The organism is Microbacterium sp. CCNWLW134, assembly GCF_037083565.1.
Taxonomy (GTDB): domain Bacteria; phylum Actinomycetota; class Actinomycetes; order Actinomycetales; family Microbacteriaceae; genus Microbacterium.
Genome location: NZ_JBAOJU010000002.1, coordinates 463,072 through 480,834, shown reverse-complemented (window position 1 = coordinate 480,834; position 17,763 = coordinate 463,072). Strand labels below are relative to the sequence as shown.

Genomic DNA, 17,763 nt, shown 5'->3' with positions numbered 1-17,763 from the left:
GATGACGAGCTGTGTTTCCTCGGGTGACGCACCGATCGGAGGGGCCCCGAGGGCGGCTCTATTCTCCCTTCATGGTTGCCCGGCGTTCGATCCCCCCTCTTCAGATTTGGCACGCGATGCACCTCGCCGTCCTGAACTCGCAGGCTGAGGAAGACTCGCCCGCCGACGAGGGAGCGAACGTCGATGCCCGTTGACGGGCTCGGGTTCGCGACCCGGCAGATCCACGCCGGCGTGGAACCCGACCAGTCCCACCGCCCGCGCGCGACACCGATCTATCTGACGGCCGGATTCGTGTTCGACGACTTCGATCAGGCGAACGAACGGTTCGCCCAGGCCGATGACGGCTACAGCTATTCACGGGCGGGCAACCCGACGAGCGCGGCGGTCGAGCGGCGCATCGCCGACCTCGAGGGCGGCGCGGATGCGCTTCTCGTCGGGAGCGGCCAAGCCGCGGTCTCCACCGCGGTGCTCGCCCTGGTCGGCGCGGGCGACCACATCGTGTCGGCGAACAGCATCTACGAAGGGTCTCGCGAGCTCTTCCGCGACAACTTCGCCCGACTGGGCATCACGACATCCTTCGTCGGTGACGCGAACGACCCGGAGGCGTGGGAGGCGGCCATCCGGCCGGAGACACGAGTGCTGTTCGCCGAGTCGATTCCGAACCCCAAGAACGACATCCTCGACATCCGCGCCGTCGCCACCGTCGCCCAGCGCCACGGGATCCCCTTGATCATCGACAACACACTCGCCACTCCCTACCTTCTGCGGCCGATCGAGCATGGTGCGGACATCGTGGTGCACTCGGCGAGCAAGTTCCTCGCCGGCCACGGCACGGTCCTCGGAGGGGTCATCGTCGACGCGGGCCGGATCGACTGGACTGCGACCGACGGCCGCTACCCGCACCTCTCGGACAACCGCGGCCCCGACGGGCGCACGGTCGCCGATCGCTTCGGCCGCGCCGCGTTCTCGGCGTACGCGAGGTCGGTCGTCGCGCTGCGGCAGGGGCCTTCGCCGTCGCCCTTCACCGCGTTCCTGCTCCTTCAGGGCATCGAGACGCTGTCGCTGCGCGTGCAGCGGCACTCCGAGTCCGCCCAGCGCATCGCCGAGTGGCTCGAGGCGCATCCCGCTGTCGAGTCCGTCGACTACAGCGGACTCGCATCCAACCCCTACCGGCCACTGGCGGAGCAGTACCTTCCGCGGGGGCAGGGGTCGGTGTTCGCCTTCACCCTGCGGGGCGGGAGGGATGCCGCGAAGACGTTCACGAATTCCGTGCGGCTGTTCACCCGGATGACCCACCTCGGCGACGTCCGCTCGCTCGTGCTGCATCCCGCCTCGACGACGCACGTCAACCGCACGGAAGACGAGCGCGTCGCCGCGGGCATCGGGCAGGGACTTCTGCGCGTCTCGATCGGCCTGGAGGATGTCGAGGACCTGATCGCGGATCTCGACCGCGCACTGGCCGCGGTTCAGGCTGCCGATCTCCTCGAGCGCGCGGGGATCGCATGACCAAGCAGCAGCACTTCGGCTGGTTCCTCTCGCGCGGCTTCGGCCCTCACGGATGGGGGCGCCCGTACTACGAGTGGAACTACGACTGGCGCACACCCGGGCTCTACCAAGAGGGCGCCCGCACCCTCGAGCAGGCCGGTTTCGACTTCGTGCTCATCGAGGACGCCCTCTCCGTCGGTATCAGCCCCGCCACGCTCGACCTCCGGGTGCGCAAGGCCTACGGGGGCCCGAAGCACGATCCGTGGACGCTCGCCCCGTACCTCTTCGCCGCCACCGAGCACCTCGGCGTCATCCCGACCGCCAACCCCGCCGCCTGGCATCCGTACACCGCCGCCCGTCAGTTCGCCTCGTTGCAGCACCTGTCCGGTGGCCGCCTCGGACTGAACGTGGTGACCGATGTCGGGTCTGCCCACCACTTCGGCCAGGATCGCCTGCCGCACGATGCGGCCTACGACCGCGCGCAGGAGTGGCTCGAGGCGCTGCGACTGCTCTGGCGCAGCTGGGGTGACGGAGCACTGATCGCCGATCCTGAGACGCAGATCTACGCCGACGGTACGAAGATCCGCGCTGTCGAGCACCGCGGCAAGTACTGGTCGTTCGACGGTCCGCTGAACGCCGAGCCACTCTCCTCCGAACCGGTCATCGCCTCACCTGGAGGCTCGCCGCGCGGCATCCGATTCGCCGGTGAGAACTCGGACATCCAGCTCGCCCTGTCGAATCTCGACGTCGAGGCCGTGCGCGGCTACCGCGAACGCGTTCGCGCCGACGCGGTCGAACACGGCCGCGATCCCGGCGCCATCAAGACGATGTTCGTCTTCAAACCCATCGTCGCGTCTTCCACGGAAGAAGCCGACCGCATCGTCGCCGCATCCGCGAACCCCGACGACGCGGCACTTCTCGCGGTCGCCGAGGCATGGTCCAGCGACCTCGAAACCGACCTCACCACCCTCGATCTCGACCGACCCCTGGACCCGGCGATCTTCGGCGAACACGTATCGCAGGGAACCATCAAGGGCCTTCGCGGTCGCTTCGACTCCTTCGCCGACGTGCCGTTCCGCGAGATCCTCGCCGGCAAGGCACGGCTCGGCCGCATCGGCGACGGCATCAGCGGCACCGTCGGGACAGCTGAAGAGCTCGCCGACGTCATCCAGGCCCTCGGGGACGACGCCGACAACGACGGGCTCATCTTCTCGGGCGACCTGCACCCCGTCACGCTGCACCGCGCGCTCGACGAGATCGTGCCGATTCTGCGGCGCCGCGGCATCCTGCGTACCGAGTTCGCAGGCGGCGGGCTGCACGCGAACCTGTCGTCGTCCTGAGTCCTCAGCGGCGGTGAGAAGCGAGAGAAGGCGCCGCGCACGAGGCGCGACGCCTTCTTTCGACTCCTCTGAACAGAGTCGCGGAGCTCCTCTTGATCAGGGATTTTATGGCGGTGACGGTGGGATTTGAACTCAAACCCCGCGGCATTTCACGGGTGTGTGAGAGCTCGCTCGCCTGTGTTTGCGCGGAGGGTGACTTTTCGCACATGTGCCGGAAGCAGTCGATCGCGACACGATCTTTCTCACGGGTTTACCCGCCGTGAGGCACACCTGGCGGTCGGGACTCGGCGATCGGCCGAGCCTGAGGTGAGATAGGCCTCAACCGCGTGATAACGAAATGTCACTGGGCGTCCGCGGCCGTAACCCCTGACGTTGTCGAGTCGTTGCGATTCGAGGTTTGCTGGGCGTAGTGTCAGATCTACTCGCGTAGATTAACTCGCGGGCAACGCCGAATCAAAGGAGATCAGGGTGAATCTGCGAAAGCGACTTGTATTGGCGGTGATGGCGATCGCTGTCGTTTCGACCGTGCTGGTTGCGCCGACCGCTGCTTCTGGGCTGGGCACGTGGTCGAGTCCGACATTCGTGTACGCGGCGAGTTCTATCCAGTCTCCGGGCTATTCGTATGCCGCGTCGGCAATCGATGGAACCACGGAACGGTATTACACCTGTCACAGTCGCGCGAGCGGTGACATCCGTGATCACGCCTTTCTCACGAAGCGCACGGGAGGCATCGTTACCTCGAGCGCGTCTGCCCTGGGGCCATCGAGCGCCGGGTGGGACTCGTACCATTTGTGCGATCCAAGTGTGATTCGGGTGAATGCCTCGTACAGCGGGCAGTCGTACTCCTACGCGATGTTTTATCTAGGGAATGACCAGGCGTGTTCTTGCCACAACCAGGTCGGCGTGGCCTACTCCAACAGCCTCGATGGTCCGTGGGTGCGATACCCCTCCCCGATCGTTGCGTTTCGAACGGGCGAACCGACGTCTGACTGGGGCGCCGGGCAACCCAGCGCCACCACCATCGACCCGACCAGCGGCACAGCCGTGCTGACGTGGACAGAGGGGTACGGAGGACCGAACGTGGGGAAGATGGCGATGGTCGACTTAGACGGTGGGGCACCGGTTTTGTCAGGCATCCACGACATCACCACGGCGGGCCTCGTTGATGCAAACGGAAATCCAGACGACCTGAACAATTTTGACATCGTCTATTCGCCCCAGCGAGACCGGTTCTACATGGTTCGTGAACGCCACCCTTACCCCACCAGTAGCCCGAACTACATCTCCACAGCTGTGCAGATTCTCAGTCTCCCAGGCAGCGATATGTGGAACAGCACCGGGACATGGACGGTTGAGGGGTCGATTGATGGCTCGCTGTCTGGCGCGGCGCGGACACACAACCCAGGATTCCTTCGTACCCAGTACGGGACTCTGCCGAACGAGAGTGAGATCACGGTCGTCTACACGACGTCGACACTCGACCCCGACTCACTTTGGTCTTATGCGCTGTCGCGGGTAACCGCCCCGCTGTGACAGGTGACTCCCCGGCGGATCGCGCGTGCGGGCCAAGGTCCGCGTCGAGTGGTCCGCCGGGGTTAGTCCGGAAGGTGCGAGCTATCCTCGTCAACTGCTTTCGACGTCGAGTCGGGGGACACAGATTGTCGACGCTGACGAGCGCAGCCGCACGACTCTCCGACGACCAGGGTGTGCGGCACGGTCGAGTGGAGCCCAAGCTTCCCGGGACCCTGCAGTACTTTCTGGAGGGCATGTTCTGCCATCAGCTCGAGCGGGAGGCGCACAGCTGTCAGTGAGGGGACGCTGAACTGTCCCACCTGCGTCCCATCAAAAGAGACCACGGCAAGGTCGCTGGGGACGCTGAGGCCGAGATCGGTGGCTGCGCGGATGGCGCCGATCGCCTGCACGTCCGAGGAGGCGAAGAGTGCCTGCGGATGGCGGCCGAGCTGCTCGTGGATGGTGATGTATCCGTTGTAGCCTCCCTCCAAGCTGAACTCTGTGGAGACGGCCAGGTGCTGTGCCGCAGCATCGTCCAGGCCGGGGAGGACCGCCGCTCGCCAGGCGTCGCGTCGCGCCCCAGATACCTGGAGATCTTCCGGCCCACCAATGAAGGCGATCTGCTGGTGGCCGTGCCCGATGAGGTGCTCTATCACTGTCCGGGCTGCTCCGTAGTCGTCCGCGACGATCGTTGGGACCGATCCGTCCTGTAGCTGCCAGTCCATCGACACAAGTGGGATGCCTGAGGTTATGAGCCGGTCGAGCTGTGCCGCACCCTTGATTCCGAATGCGATGAGGCCGTCGACCTGTCGCTCGATTATAGATCCGAGTTGGGTTTCTTCCCGATCCGGATCTAACCCGGTGTTGCCGATCATCACGGCGAGGTCGCGCTTCTGTGCTTGGTCCTGCACGTGCTGCGCGAAAGCCGCGAAGAACGGGTTGGCGATGTCGGGTACGAAGAGGCCGATTACGCCGGTTCGCGCGAGCTTCAACGCGCGGGCGGACGCGTTTGGTCTGTAACCCAAATCCTCAATGGCTCGAAGCACACGGGCCCGCGTCGGCGCAGCAACGGGCCGCGGGCCGTCGTTAAGGACATAGCTAACAACAGCAGTGCTGACGCCCGCGCGCCGGGCCACGTCATTGCGTGTTGGACGAGTCATCTTGTTCCACTTCTCGTTGATACTTGCGCAACTGCTGTAGACAGAGTATTACTCTACTGAAGTCGTCTACGCGAGTAGAACAGAGAGGTTCACGTGCAGCAACGAATTTTGGTCATCGGGGCGATCAACGTCGACCTCGTTGAGCGGGTTGAGCGTTTCCCCCAGCGCGGGGAGACCGTTGCCGCATTGAGCTCTCACCGCTCACCCGGGGGGAAAGCGGCGAATCAAGCTGCGGCTGCTGCGCACCATCTTCCCGATCCGGGGCAGGTCATGCTCGTCGGCGCGGTGGGGGATGATCAGCACGGCCTGGAGCAGGTCGAACTGCTTGACAAGGCTGGAGTCGACACCCGCCTGATCCGACGCGTGATGGGGACAGCTACCGGATCTGCAGTCGTGATCGTGGATGAGCACGGCGAGAACCGCATCATCGTCAACGCTGGAGCAAACCGTTTCGTCTCGGCCGGGAACCTTTACGGCGCTCCTGCTGTCGCAGTGGTGGTCGCGCAAACCGAGGTCAGCACCGCAGCCGTGTCAGCCGCCGCACATCATGCTCGGACATACGGAGCCCGATTCATCGTCAACAACGGTCCGGTCGCAACGCTGGACAGTGAGGTGCTTGTCCAGTGCGATCCCCTGGTCGTCAACGAGGGGGAAGCGCGCGCGATGCTTGGAGATCAAGCAAGCGGGCGAGAACACCTTGCAAAGCGCCTCGTTCGAGGGACAGAGTGCGTTTCCGCCGTAGTAACGCTCGGAAGAGACGGTTGCGTTTGGGCAGCCAGAGATAACAACGGTTCTATCCCCGGCCGTTTCGTTGCCGACGTCGTTGACACGACCGGGGCCGGCGACTTCTTCGTGGGCACGCTCGCGGCAGAACTCAGTCGTGGGAGTGATCTTCCCGCCGCAGCGGACACAGCGACTGCTGCCGCGGCTCAATCCGTCCGATGGACCGGAACCCGCGTTCCGGAGCACATCGGCGCATCCGGCTCCCTCATGCCGGACTAGCAATAACCCGATTCACACAGCAATCCTCAAAGGAGAGAAACACATGCGCACCACAACCGCGTTCGTCGCGCTTGGCGCCGCCACCGTTCTCGTGTTGGCTGGCTGCTCAGCGAGCCCCAGCGGTGACGCGTCCGACGGGCCGAGCGAGATCACGATGATCGGCGCGGACCCGGCAGAGGTCTTCCAGCCGCTGATCGACGCTTTCGAGGAAGCCAACCCGGACATCACCGTCAGCTATCAGAACGTCCCCTTCGATCAGTACAACAACGTCATCCAACAGCGCGTCGGCGACGGCGATGCCGGCGTTGACGTCTACTTGGCCGACGCGGGAGCGATCGGTTCGCTTGCCACCCGGGGGCTTCTCACCGATCTTTCCGAGTACCGGGATCAAGTTCAGGGCACGTCGCTTGCTGCGGCAGCCGAGGGCAACGAGTTCGAGGGCAAGTTGTGGGCGTTGCCAATGTGGACGTCGCTGCAATACCTCTACTACAACAAGGACCTCCTCGACGCGGCAGGCGTCCCCTACCCCTCTGTGGATGAGCGTCTGACCTGGGAAGAGATCACCGAGCAGGCCACCGCGGCGCAAGCCGCCGGGGCGGAGTGGGGTCTGCTGTTTGATCAGACCGATCGCTACTACCAGCTGCAGGCCCTTACAGAGTCCGCCGGCGGCGGATCCGGCGCTACCGGCGAAGATCTCCTCACGGCGGACGTCACCAACGAAGGATGGGTGCGGGCAATGACCTGGTACGGCGACCTCTTCGCCAACGGACTCGCCCCCCGCGGCATCGAGACCGACCAGATGAGCCAGCTCTTCGCCGCCGGATCGGCTGCGTTCTTCATCGGCGGACCGTGGTCGCTGAACCCGATCAAGGAAGCCGACACGCCCATCAATCTCGGGCTCGCACCCAACCCTGAGTTCGAAGGCGGCACGCCCGCGATGCCGACCGGCTCCTGGAACATCGCGATCAGTCCGGCAACGGACTCGCTCGAGGCGTCCAAGCGGTTCATCGAGTTCGCCTCGCTGAACCCTGAGGGCAACGCCATCTCCGCGCAGGAAGTCATCATCCCGCCCACGAACACCGACTCGTTCGACGCGTATATCGAGAAGATCGACGCGGAGTTCCCGCCGGCCACCGATGGCATGGGAGCGCTGACCCTGTCCGAGCTGGAAACAGCAGCGGTGAACCGTCCGAATAGTCCCGGCTTCACGCAGTTGCAGGACGTCCTCGGACGTGCATACGCCGACATCCGAAACGGTCAGGACGTCGTCGCGACCCTGGAAGCCGCGCAAGAAGAGCTGCAGTCGCTGTGGGATCGACTCTGATCGAGCGCCCGACGAACGCCCGGGGAGCGGAGCCCACCGCTCCCCGGCGCCGCCGTCGGCGAAACGGTAACTGGCGGGCCGCCGCTCTCTTCCTTGCGCCCGCACTTCTCCTGCTGATCTTCCTTCGGATCGTGCCGACTGTGGAAGCCGTCATCGAAAGCTTCAAGCGGGGATCGCAGAACTTCGGGGGCGGCCGGTTCGTCGGCCTGGACAACTACGTCCTGCTCCTCAACGATCCCGGTTTCATCGGGGTGCTGCTCACCACGGGCAAGTTCCTCCTCATCATCGTCCCCGGGCAAATCATCATCGCGCTCTTCCTCGCCCTGCTCCTCGTGGAACGGATGCCCGGCGTCGGTATCATCCGCGCGCTCGTCTTCGTACCCGTCGCCGCCCCCGCCGCTGTCGCCACCGTCATCTGGGGCATCGCCTACCAGCCGCAGGGACCCATCAATGCCGTCCTAGAGAGCGTCGGCATTCCACCGCAGCCGTTCCTCACGTCGCCCGATCAAGCGCTCATCGCGATCATCATCCTGATGTCCTGGATCGGAATCGGCTACTGGACGCTGTTCCTTATCGCTGGGCTGCAAGACATCCCCCACGAGCTTTATGAGGCCGCCGCGATCGACGGCGCCGGCTGGTGGCGGTGCCTGTGGTCCATCACCCTGCCCAACCTCCGACGACCGCTCGCGTTTGTCGTGGTCGCCAACACCGTCGCCAGCGTCCTCGCCTTCGTGCCCGTCCTCATCCTCACCGGCGGGGGGCCCGCCAACAGCACCCGCCTCATCATGTACGACCTGTACAACAACACCTTCGTGCTCGGTGACCCCAACATCGGGCAAACCGAAGTCGTCATCCTGCTGGTCTTCCTGGTCATCGTCACCGCGATCCAGTTCCGCCTCCTCAGCAAGGAGAAGCAGTGACCATGGAACTCCCCCACCGCATCGGTACTACTAAACCCCGCCGTGTCGTCGTGGCCGTTCTCGGCGTGATCGCCGGAATCGCGTTCGGCCTCCCCCTGCTGTGGATGCTCTCAAGCAGCTTCCGCACCAGCACCGACATCTTCACCAGCCTCTACCCGCTCAGCCCCGACATCCTCATCCCTCGTGTCTTCACCCTTGACAATTACGCCACCCTGCTCGGCGGGGGATTTGGCCTCAGCGTCGCGAACTCGCTCTTCGTCACAGCGGTCACCGTCATCGTGGGGCTTCTCATCTGCGCGATGTCCGCCTTCGCGCTCAGCCTGCTCAAGTTCCGAGGCGCAACCCTCATCTTCGCCATCGTTGTTCTGAGCTTCCTGATCCCCTTCGACGCGATCGCTGTGCCCCTGGCGAATCTCTTCCGCGACTGGAACCTAGACAACACCTACGCCGGCCTCATCCTCCCCGGACTGGCCAACGGATTCGCCATCTTCGTCCTCCGGCAGTTCTTCCTCAACATCCCCGCAGAACTCGCAGAAGCGGCACGCGTTGACGGACTGACCTGGTGGGGCATCTTCTGGCGCATCTACCTCCCCCTCTCCAAGCCCGCGCTCATCGGGGCCGGCTTCACCCTGTTCCTCTTCCAATGGAGCGCCTACCTCTGGCCGCTTCTCATCGGAACAGAACCCGACAAAGTCCTCGGGCCCATCGCCCTGGCGAACCTCGCTGGCCAATTCAACATCGACTTTGGCGCCATCTTCGCCGGAGCGATGCTCCTCACCCTTATCCCCCTCATCCTTCTCCTCATCTTCCAGCGGCACTTCACCGCATCCCTCGCCGCCACCGGATCCAAGAACTAGACGACAGAAAGCAGGACATGCACCTCATCTTCGACACCGACATCGGTACCGACGTCGACGACGCCCTCGCCCTCGCCGTGCTCCTCGGCTCAGACGAGATCACCATCGACCTCATCACCACCGTCTACGGCGACACCCGACTCCGCGCCCAACTCGCATCCCGACTGATCAGCATCAGCGGGACGGCCAAAAGCATCCCCGTGGCAGCAGGCCTTGCGGAGACACGAAGCAAGAAGCCGGTCTGGTGGCCCGGCCATGAGGGAGCACTCCACACCAACCTCGACCACGAGAACATCGACACCACCCCAGGCGTCGACGCGATCGCTCAGCACATCCAGGACGGTGCGCGCACCATCCTCGCCGTCGGACCACTCGCGAACATCGCCGCGCTGCTCGACCGTTACCCTCGGGAGGCCGCTCAACTCGACCGAATCGTCATCATGGGTGGCGACTTCTCAACAGAGCGAGTCCCAGAGCACAACATCCTCTCCGACATCACCGCCGCGCAGCGGGTTGCAGCGTCAGAACTCCCCCTCGTCATCGGAGGGCTCGACCTCACCACCCAGATCGCCCTCGACCACCACCACGTCGACCGCATCTCCAACGCCGGCCCTCTCGGCGGAGCCCTCCGCGACGAAATCGCCCAGTGGTGGACCTTCCACGGCCACGAATGGAACAACCCGCACGACCCGATCCTCGCCGCCTATCTGCTCGAACCGCGCCTCTTCACCACGGAACTTGGGCGACTCGAAGTATCCGACGACGGCAGAACCTGGTTCACGCCCGATCACACCGGCTCCGTGACCCGCCTGGTCGACCTCGACCGGCGGGCCGTCGCAGAACTCATCGTCGAACGCATCCAGCAAGCCGGCGCACCCGCCGACAACGCGGCCGCCATCACCTGATTCCGCCATCCGCTGAGACGAGGGAACCGATCGTGGGACAGAGGAAGCTCATGTCCGAACGAGGGCTTCGCGCGCAGCCTTCTCACCCGGGCCGGGACCTCGGCGGACTTGGGCGTTTACAGAGGGCGACGCACTGTGGCCCACCATGTGCCGAGGAGTTGCAGGGTTTCCTCGGCGGGTGAGCCTGCCGGCGCGGTGTAGACGATCAATCGTTGTGCATCGTCGTCGACGCTGAGGGTTTCGTAGTGGAGGGTCAAATCACCCACCACCGGGTGGGCGAATCGCTTCAGCCCCGGGCCCTTTCGTGCGACGTGCTGTTCGCTCCACCACCGTCTGAAATCCGCACTGCTTTCAGCTAGTTCGTTCACCAGTTCGGTCAGCACCGGATCGTCTGGGTGGCGGGCGGCGTCGCGCCGGAGGGAGCCGACGGTGTCGCGGGCCACATCGGCCCAGTCCGGGTACAGGGCGCGCGTTTCGCGGTCTTTGAACAAGAGCCACACCATCTCATTCCGGACATGGCGCGTTAAGGGATCACCGTGCAACGCGGCACCAAGCGCGTTGTAGGCCAGAAGCCGCGTCCTCGCACCGATGACGAACGCCGGCGACGCAGGATCCAGCGCGTCCAGAACGCGCAACATGCTCGGCCGCACCTCCCCCTCCACCGTTGAGTCGCGGAGCCACGGCGTGGCCGCCATCGCATGGTGGACGCCTGTCGTCGCCAGAGCGAACAGATGCTCGCGCTCTACACCACTCAGCTGCAAGGCCTTCGCAATCGCGTGAAGAACCTGCATCGACGGCGCGACAGCCCGGTCTTGTTCGAGACGGGTGTAGTAATCCGCACTCACCCCCGCGAGAACTGCGACTTCTTCCCGCCGCAGTCCCGTGACCCTCCGCGACTTTTCCCGGGGAAAGCCCACCTGCTCCGGCGCCACGGCCGAACGACGCGATCGAAGATAACCACCCAAGGAGGGCTGACGCACCTCAGGAGTCTCCTCATTCGCGGGCACAGTCCAAGTGTGACGCCGCTTCCCGTTGCGAAGGTAGGAATGGCAGACCCAGGCTCCTCTGTCTCAGGTCGCCCAGAGCCTGGGGTCCAATGAGAACCCAGGGCACTCTGAGGTCATGGACATGACTCTTCTCGGCTCCACCGGCATACGGGTTTCACGACTCGCGCTGGGGACGATGACGTTCGGATCCGCCTGGGGTTGGGGTGCCGACGAAAAGGAAAGCCGCGCGATCTTCGACCTCTACGACGAAGTCGGCGGCAACTTCATCGACACCGCAGACATCTACACAGCTGGCGAAAGCGAGACCCTTCTCGGCCGCCTCCTGACTGGGCGTCGAGATCGTTTCGTGGTCAGCACCAAGTACGGCATCGCCACCTCCGCAGAAGACCTGAACTCAAGCGGAAGCCACCTCAAAAACCTTCACACGTCGATCGATGCAAGCCTCAAGCGCCTCGCTACCGACTACATCGACCTGCTATGGGTCCACGTGTGGGACGGCGTCACACCCATCGACGCCACCCTGACCGCCCTCGAACGCGCGGTGTCCTCCGGGAAAGTCCTCCACGTCGGACTGTCGGATCACCCCGCCTGGCTCGTCGCCCGAATAGACGCGATCGCGGAAGCCCGCGGCGCCTTTCGACTCGCCGCGATTCAGGTCGAATACAGCCTCGCCCAGAGAGAAGCGGAACGGGAACTGATCCCCATGGCCCGACACCTGGGGCTCAGCGTCCTCGACTGGTCACCCCTCGCAGGAGGCGCACTCACCCATCGCGACACCACCAACCGCCCGCACATCGAACGTGCCGACGCCGTCGCCCACTTCGCCCAATACCGCGACCAACGAACCGCCGACATCGCCGACGTGGTGCGGACCATCGCCGAGCAACACAGCGCCACCCCGCCTCAAATCGCACTCGCGTGGATACTCCACCAAGCCCCCGAACACATCCCCATCATCGGCGCGCGTACAGTCGCACACGCGCGAGACAACTTTGGCGCCCTGGAACTGAAGCTCTCAGAGACGGAGCTCGCAACACTCCAGCAGGCGAGTTCCATCCCGCTCGGCTTCCCAGTCCAGTTCCTTCGTGACGGCAGAAGCGGCTGGTTCCACAACCTCGACCACCGCATCGACAAGCAAAGAACAGGCCCCGATCACCAACTCCTCGCCGAATGACGGATCGACCCAGCAGGATAAGTCTGAAAAATCGTCCGATCATCGGTCTCAAGCCGGGTGGGGACGTTCCTCCTGGTTAGCGCGCTCATAGCTCCCCCAGCAGTCATCGAGGCAACGATGCGTGGCGAGGACTCGCTACGAAATGCTGGCATCGACCAGATCATCGTCCGCCCAAGATCATGTTCGAGGCAGTCGACGGTAACGACAACACGGCGCCATCAGAGCAACTGACGCTCGTGCGGCTCGAACGGGAGTGCCCGGTCGACCGGCCCCCAGGCCGCGAAGGCTGTGCGATGCATCCGCCCCTGAACGTGCGGATCATGGCCCACCCCGAGCTCGTCCTGGGATTCCCTCGCTGGCAGTCCGGCCGGTGGGGCAGAATCCCACCGTAGGTTCACGCTCAAATTCGGCTCAACCGGGACTTTTCTTCACTCGAGCCCAGGTCCTCGCGCCTCTGCGAGCAAGAATCGAGCAAACCGCTTCTTTCTCACGGACTGAGCATGAACTTGGTAATAAAATGCCCGGCCAGATGCAAAAAGCGCCGCGCATCACTCGCGACGCTTTTGCTCAATCTCATTGAACAGAAATCAAAAATAACCTCTGATCAAGGATTTATGGCGGTGACGGTGGGATTTGAACCCACGGTAGGGGGTTACCCTACACAACTTTTCGAGAGTTGCACCTTCGGCCGCTCGGACACGTCACCGCCGACCAGTGTACGACACGCCTGGGAGCGCCGCGAATCGTGTCCCACCGCACACCCGGCCGCCGCGCCGCGTCACCGCCGCGCCAGGTGCCGGTGCACCGACGAGATGACCACCGAGCCCTCGCCCACGGCCGACGCCACGCGCTTGACCGAACTCCGGCGGGTGTCCCCGACGGCGAAGAGTCCGGGCACGGATGTCTCCAGCGGCCCCGGCACGCCGCGACCCGCCCACGGTTCAGGCGCATCCTCGTCCGCCTCGGACGCGCCGGTGAAGACGTAGCCCCACCGGTCGCGCAGCACCTCGGGCGGCAGCCACTCGGTGCGAGGGCGGGCCCCGATCGTGATGAAGAGCCCCTCGCAGGCGACGCGACGTCGTTCACCGGTCGCCACTTGCTCGATCTCGATCTCGGTGAGCCGCTCCCCGGCCGCGTCGGCGAAAGCGTCGACCACTCGGCTCTCGGTCACGATCTCGACCCCGAGCGCGGTGAGCTGGGCGATGAGGTACGACGACATGCTCGCGGCGAGAGAGGTTCCGCGCACGAGGAGCGACACGGATGCCGCGTACCGTGCCAGATGAAGCGCCGCCTGTCCCGCCGAGTTGCCGCCCCCCACCACGTACACGGCGCGCCCCCGTTGCGCCTTCGCCTCCACCGAGGACGCACCGTAGAACACCGACGCCCCCACGAAGCGGTCGAGCGCGGGCACCCTCAGACGCCGGTAGGACACCCCCGTGGCGAGGACGACCGCTCCCGCCCGAACGGCCACGTCTCCCACACGGAGCGTGAAGCCTTCTGCGACATCCAGCCCGGTCACGCGGCGCGCGAGGCAGAACTGCGCGCCGAACACCCAGGCCTGCTGATACGCGCGCTCGGCGAGTTCGCCGCCGCTGACACCCCGGGGGAAGCCGAGGTAGTTCCGGATGAGCGAGCTGCCGCCCGCCTGCCCCCCGAGCGACTCGCGCTCGACGACGAGGGTCGACAGGCCCTCCGACGCGGCGTAGACCGCGGCCGCGAGCCCGGCCGGCCCCGCTCCGATGATCGCGACGTCGACCGGCCCGTCGGGGAGGTCGGTGCCGAGCCCGCGGGAGGCGGCAAGGTCGGCGTCATCCGGGTCGACGATCACGCCTCCGTCCGGCGTGCGGACGACAGGCACCCCGGTGTAGGTCATCCCCGCGCCGGCGAGGAGGCGCTCGGCGTCCGCGGATCCGGGATGCCAGCGGGCGACCGAGACCCCGGTGCGGGCGAGCAGCTGCTCCAGCACATGGGTGCGGGGGGCGTGGTCCTCCCCGATCACCGTGTACCCGACGCGGTGTCCCACCGCCCCGCGCCACTCCCGCAGGAGGTCGGTCACCGTCCGGTGGAAGTCCTCGTCGGCCGTGGCGTGCGGGCGCACGACGTAGTAGTCGATCTGAAGGCTCGACATCGCCTCGAGCACCCGCTGCGCCGTGGCGGGGTCGGCCCACGCCCCCCAGTCGAGCAGCAGTCCCCGCCGGGCGTCCGGAAAGAGGTGCCGCGCGCGGGCGAAGACGGTCTCGCCGTCCTCCCCCGGCAGATCGCCGTCGGCCAGGACGAGGGCGACGGTGCGTCCTTCGGCGGCGGCGGCAGCGAGCGCGGCATGCGGTTCACGCCCTGCGTCGACGATCACGTAGTCCGACCCGTAGCGACGGCGGAGCACATCGGGCACGGCCGGTGCCGCGGCATCCTCTCGGTCTTCGGCGACCAGGATGACGGGCGGCTGCGTCGTCGGATCAGCCATCGTCCCTCGCTCTCGCGGGCAGTGTATCGCCGGGGAGCGCGGGGGGCCATGGCGTGTGCGTCACGCCGCTCGAGCGCGGGTCGCTCGGCACCGAGAGATTGCAATGGCTCGCGGCAAACCGCGCTGGGAGACTGAGCGCATGGCGGTCATCGAGAACTCCAAGGTCACCATCGTCGGCGCCGGAAGCGTGGGTGCGAGCACGGCGTACGCGGCGCTGATCCGCGGGTCGGCCCGCCACGTCGCCCTCTACGACATCGCCACCGCGAAGGTCGACGCCGAAGTACTCGACCTCGCCCACGGCACGCAGTTCACCGGGCGGAGCGACATCACGGGCGGCAGCGACATCTCGGTCGCCGAGGGGTCGCACGTCATCGTCATCACCGCCGGCGCCAAGCAGGACCCCGGCCAGACGCGCATCGACCTCGCGGGCGTGAACGCCGGCATCCTCCAGCGCATGCTCCCCGACCTCCTCGAGGTCGCCCCGAACGCCATCTACGTCATCGTCACGAACCCCTGCGACGTGCTGACCGTCCGCGCGCAGCAGGAGACCGGGCTTCCACCCGAGCGCATCTTCGCCTCGGGCACGGTGCTCGACACCTCGCGGCTGCGGTGGAAGCTCGCGCAGCGCGCGGGGGTGTCGACCTCGAGCGTGCATGCCTACATCGTCGGCGAGCACGGCGACACCGAGTTCCCGCTGTGGTCGCGCGCGACGATCGGCACCGTGCCGATCCGCGAGTGGCAGGCCGCAGGTCATCCGCCGATGACGCAGACCGAGCTCGACGAGATCGCGGTGGACGTGCGGGATGCCGCGTACAAGGTCATCCAGGGGAAGGGCGCGACGAACTACGCCATCGGCCTCTCCAGTGCCCGCATCATCGAGGCGGTCCTCGGCGACGAGCACGCGGTGATGCCGGTCTCGACGGTGCTGCGCGACTTCCACGGGGTCGACGGGGTCGCCCTCTCTGTCCCCTCGATCGTCAGCGCGTCCGGCGCGACACCGGTGCGTGAGACGACCTTCTCCGACCACGAACTGGAGCTGTTCCACCGCTCGGCCGCAGCGATCCACGACGTCGCGCGCGCACTTCCGTAGAACGCAGAGCGCTCAGCCGAGGAACCCGCGAAGGAGCGCCTCCGACCCGGCGAGGTGTTCGAGGACGGCCGCCTCGGCGGCATCCGCTCGCCCGGCCAGGATCGCGGTGACGATCGCCTCGTGCTGGGCGTTGGAGTGCTCGATGTTGCGGGGAAGGAGCGGAAACGCGTCGAGCCAGACGTTGACCTGCGCCCGGTTCTCGGCGATGAGGGCGACCAGCGAAGGGACCGCGGCGAGCTCGGCGATCGTCAGGTGCAGCAGGGTGTCCAGCCGCCGGTAGTCGGCGATCCCGACGACGGCCGCCTCTTCATGCCGCGCCCAGAGCTCCGCCCGGGCGTCGGAATCGAGGGTGCGCCCCGCCGCGGCGCGCGCGGCCCCCGCCTCGAGTACCCGTCGAAGGCCCAGCACGTCTTCGAGCTCGGTCGCGCTCACCGCGACCGACGCCGGCTGCGGAAGCGGGTCGGCGACGAAGGTGCCGCCGTACCGGCCCCGCCGCCGCACGAGGTACCCGGTGTCGGCGAGCTCGCGGATCGCCTCGCGCACGGTGTCGCGGCTGACCCCGTAGAGCCCGGCGAGCTCGCGCTCGGGCGGCAGCGAGTCCCCCGGCGCGACGACGCCGAGCCGCACGGTCTGGATGAGGCGGGCGATCGTGTCTTCGAGGGCGTTCCCCCCGCGCACCGGCCGGTAGACCGCGCGCCGCACGGCGGGGAGGGGCACCTCGACGGACACGGCACTCACCTACAGGGGGGTGACATACGCGTTGGTGATGCCGCCGTCGACGACGAACGCGGTGGCGGTGATGAACGAGGCGTCGTCGGAGGCGAGGAAGGCCACCGCCGCGGCCATCTCCTCGGGCTCGGCGAACCGGCCCATCGGCACGTGGATGAGGCGACGCTGTGCACGCTCGGGGTCTTTTGCGAAGAGCTCGCGCAGGAGCGGGGTGTTCACCGGCCCCGGGCAGAGGGCGTTCACGCGGATGCCCTGCCGTGCGAACTGCACTCCGAGCTCGCGCGTCATCGCGAGCACCCCGCCCTTCGAGGCCGTGTACGAGATCTGCGAGGTCGCCGATCCCAGCAGCGCCACGAACGACGCGGTGTTGATGATCGATCCGCGCCCCGCCGGCACCATGTGGCGCAGCGCCGCGCGCGAGCACAGATACACGCTCTTGAGGTTGACGTCCTGCACCCGGTCCCACGCGGGGAGCTCCGTCGTCTCGATCGAGTCGTCGTCGGCGGGCGAGATGCCGGCGTTGTTGAAGGCGATGTCGAGGCGCCCGAGATCGCCCGCGACCGAGTCGAAGAGCTGATTGACGGATGCCTCGTCGGCGACGTCGACCGGACGGAAGAGCCCGCCCACCTCGGCGGCCGCCCGCTCGCCCGACGCGGGGTCGACGTCGGCGATCACGACGCGGGCGCCTTCGGCGGCGAAGCGGCGGGCGGTGGCGAGGCCGATGCCGCTCGCACCACCGGTGACGATGGCGACCCGGTCGGCGAGGCGTTGAGTGAGGTCCATGGGTGTTTCCTGTT

The 17,763-nt window shown here is 66.3% G+C and carries 15 protein-coding genes and 1 tRNA gene; 10 read left to right on the top strand and 6 right to left on the bottom strand.

The annotated features are described in order from the left end of the window. Positions 1 to 183: 183 nt before the first annotated feature. The 3 genes from V6S02_RS12860 to V6S02_RS12850 all read left to right on the top strand — a co-directional run bounded on the left by V6S02_RS12860 (position 184) and on the right by V6S02_RS12850 (position 4,358). On the top strand, positions 184 to 1,506 hold the full coding sequence (locus V6S02_RS12860; RefSeq protein ID WP_336401160.1) for an O-acetylhomoserine aminocarboxypropyltransferase/cysteine synthase family protein: 1,323 nt from the start codon (positions 184 to 186) through the stop codon (positions 1,504 to 1,506). After that, positions 1,503 to 2,825 (top strand): LLM class flavin-dependent oxidoreductase, encoded by a 1,323-nt coding sequence (locus V6S02_RS12855; protein WP_124292241.1) that lies wholly within the window; start codon positions 1,503 to 1,505, stop codon positions 2,823 to 2,825. Before V6S02_RS12860 ends, V6S02_RS12855 begins: the two co-directional genes overlap by 4 nt. A gap of 468 nt (positions 2,826 to 3,293) precedes the next feature. Then, positions 3,294 to 4,358 (top strand): hypothetical protein, encoded by a 1,065-nt coding sequence (locus tag V6S02_RS12850; RefSeq protein ID WP_336401159.1) that lies wholly within the window; start codon positions 3,294 to 3,296, stop codon positions 4,356 to 4,358. A gap of 62 nt (positions 4,359 to 4,420) precedes the next feature. Here the strand turns inward: V6S02_RS12850 and V6S02_RS12845 are convergent, their stop codons facing one another. Next, entirely contained in the window at positions 4,421 to 5,497 is a 1,077-nt protein-coding gene (locus V6S02_RS12845; protein WP_336401158.1) for a LacI family DNA-binding transcriptional regulator, read from the bottom strand. Between the two features lie 93 nt (positions 5,498 to 5,590). Between V6S02_RS12845 and V6S02_RS12840 the strand changes: the two genes are divergently transcribed. From V6S02_RS12840 to V6S02_RS12820, 5 genes are read left to right on the top strand one after another with little or no spacing between them, the layout of a single operon-like run. Then, positions 5,591 to 6,499 carry a PfkB family carbohydrate kinase gene (locus V6S02_RS12840; RefSeq protein ID WP_336401157.1) on the top strand — a complete coding sequence of 303 codons (909 nt, stop codon included), beginning with the start codon at positions 5,591 to 5,593 and terminating at the stop codon, positions 6,497 to 6,499. 43 nt (positions 6,500 to 6,542) lie between these two features. Beyond that, positions 6,543 to 7,823 (top strand): sugar ABC transporter substrate-binding protein, encoded by a 1,281-nt coding sequence (locus tag V6S02_RS12835; RefSeq protein ID WP_336401156.1) that lies wholly within the window; start codon positions 6,543 to 6,545, stop codon positions 7,821 to 7,823. Continuing rightward, entirely contained in the window at positions 7,808 to 8,743 is a 936-nt protein-coding gene (locus V6S02_RS12830; RefSeq protein ID WP_336401155.1) for a carbohydrate ABC transporter permease, read from the top strand. Before V6S02_RS12835 ends, V6S02_RS12830 begins: the two co-directional genes overlap by 16 nt. A 2-nt stretch (positions 8,744 to 8,745) precedes the next feature. Next, entirely contained in the window at positions 8,746 to 9,600 is an 855-nt protein-coding gene (locus V6S02_RS12825) for a carbohydrate ABC transporter permease (protein WP_336401663.1), read from the top strand. A 17-nt stretch (positions 9,601 to 9,617) separates the two neighbouring features. Beyond that, a complete protein-coding gene (locus tag V6S02_RS12820; protein WP_336401154.1) occupies positions 9,618 to 10,505 on the top strand; it encodes a nucleoside hydrolase in 888 nt (295 codons plus the stop codon). A 116-nt stretch (positions 10,506 to 10,621) separates the two neighbouring features. Here V6S02_RS12820 and V6S02_RS12815 read toward each other — a convergent pair whose 3' ends face one another. Then, the gene (locus tag V6S02_RS12815; protein ID WP_336401153.1) at positions 10,622 to 11,512 is read right to left on the bottom strand and encodes a helix-turn-helix transcriptional regulator; all 891 of its coding nucleotides are present in this window, start codon (positions 11,510 to 11,512) and stop codon (positions 10,622 to 10,624) included. Between the two features lie 115 nt (positions 11,513 to 11,627). Between V6S02_RS12815 and V6S02_RS12810 the strand changes: the two genes are divergently transcribed. After that, on the top strand, positions 11,628 to 12,686 hold the full coding sequence (locus V6S02_RS12810) for an aldo/keto reductase (protein ID WP_336401152.1): 1,059 nt from the start codon (positions 11,628 to 11,630) through the stop codon (positions 12,684 to 12,686). A gap of 615 nt (positions 12,687 to 13,301) precedes the next feature. Here the strand turns inward: V6S02_RS12810 and V6S02_RS12805 are convergent. Both V6S02_RS12805 and V6S02_RS12800 read right to left on the bottom strand, forming a co-directional pair. Further along, positions 13,302 to 13,392: transfer RNA gene (locus tag V6S02_RS12805), tRNA-Ser, on the bottom strand. Positions 13,393 to 13,464: 72 nt separating this feature from the next. Next, entirely contained in the window at positions 13,465 to 15,147 is a 1,683-nt protein-coding gene (locus V6S02_RS12800; protein ID WP_336401151.1) for an FAD-dependent oxidoreductase, read from the bottom strand. Positions 15,148 to 15,286: 139 nt separating this feature from the next. Between V6S02_RS12800 and V6S02_RS12795 the strand changes: the two genes are divergently transcribed. Then, positions 15,287 to 16,237: an L-lactate dehydrogenase gene (locus tag V6S02_RS12795; protein WP_124292228.1), complete on the top strand. Its 951-nt coding sequence runs from the start codon at positions 15,287 to 15,289 to the stop codon at positions 16,235 to 16,237. Between the two features lie 12 nt (positions 16,238 to 16,249). On the opposite strand, the gene V6S02_RS12790 is transcribed toward V6S02_RS12795, so the two are convergent. After that, entirely contained in the window at positions 16,250 to 16,966 is a 717-nt protein-coding gene (locus V6S02_RS12790; RefSeq protein ID WP_336401150.1) for a FadR/GntR family transcriptional regulator, read from the bottom strand. Between the two features lie 9 nt (positions 16,967 to 16,975). Then, on the bottom strand, positions 16,976 to 17,749 hold the full coding sequence (locus V6S02_RS12785; RefSeq protein WP_336401149.1) for a 3-oxoacyl-ACP reductase: 774 nt from the start codon (positions 17,747 to 17,749) through the stop codon (positions 16,976 to 16,978). Between the last annotated feature and the right edge of the window lie 14 nt (positions 17,750 to 17,763).

What these genes read in the sequence shown, in the direction of transcription:
- V6S02_RS12860 (WP_336401160.1), top strand. Translation starts at nt 184, where the DNA reads ATGCCCGTTGACGGGCTCGGGTTCGCGACCCGGCAGATCCACGCCGGC.
- V6S02_RS12820 (WP_336401154.1), top strand. Translation starts at nt 9,618, where the DNA reads ATGCACCTCATCTTCGACACCGACATCGGTACCGACGTCGACGACGCC.
- V6S02_RS12825 (WP_336401663.1), top strand. Translation starts at nt 8,746, where the DNA reads ATGGAACTCCCCCACCGCATCGGTACTACTAAACCCCGCCGTGTCGTC.
- V6S02_RS12835 (WP_336401156.1), top strand. Translation starts at nt 6,543, where the DNA reads ATGCGCACCACAACCGCGTTCGTCGCGCTTGGCGCCGCCACCGTTCTC.
- V6S02_RS12785 (WP_336401149.1), bottom strand. Translation starts at nt 17,749, where the DNA reads ATGGACCTCACTCAACGCCTCGCCGACCGGGTCGCCATCGTCACCGGT.
- V6S02_RS12810 (WP_336401152.1), top strand. Translation starts at nt 11,628, where the DNA reads ATGGACATGACTCTTCTCGGCTCCACCGGCATACGGGTTTCACGACTC.
- V6S02_RS12795 (WP_124292228.1), top strand. Translation starts at nt 15,287, where the DNA reads ATGGCGGTCATCGAGAACTCCAAGGTCACCATCGTCGGCGCCGGAAGC.
- V6S02_RS12845 (WP_336401158.1), bottom strand. Translation starts at nt 5,497, where the DNA reads ATGACTCGTCCAACACGCAATGACGTGGCCCGGCGCGCGGGCGTCAGC.
- V6S02_RS12855 (WP_124292241.1), top strand. Translation starts at nt 1,503, where the DNA reads ATGACCAAGCAGCAGCACTTCGGCTGGTTCCTCTCGCGCGGCTTCGGC.
- V6S02_RS12800 (WP_336401151.1), bottom strand. Translation starts at nt 15,147, where the DNA reads ATGGCTGATCCGACGACGCAGCCGCCCGTCATCCTGGTCGCCGAAGAC.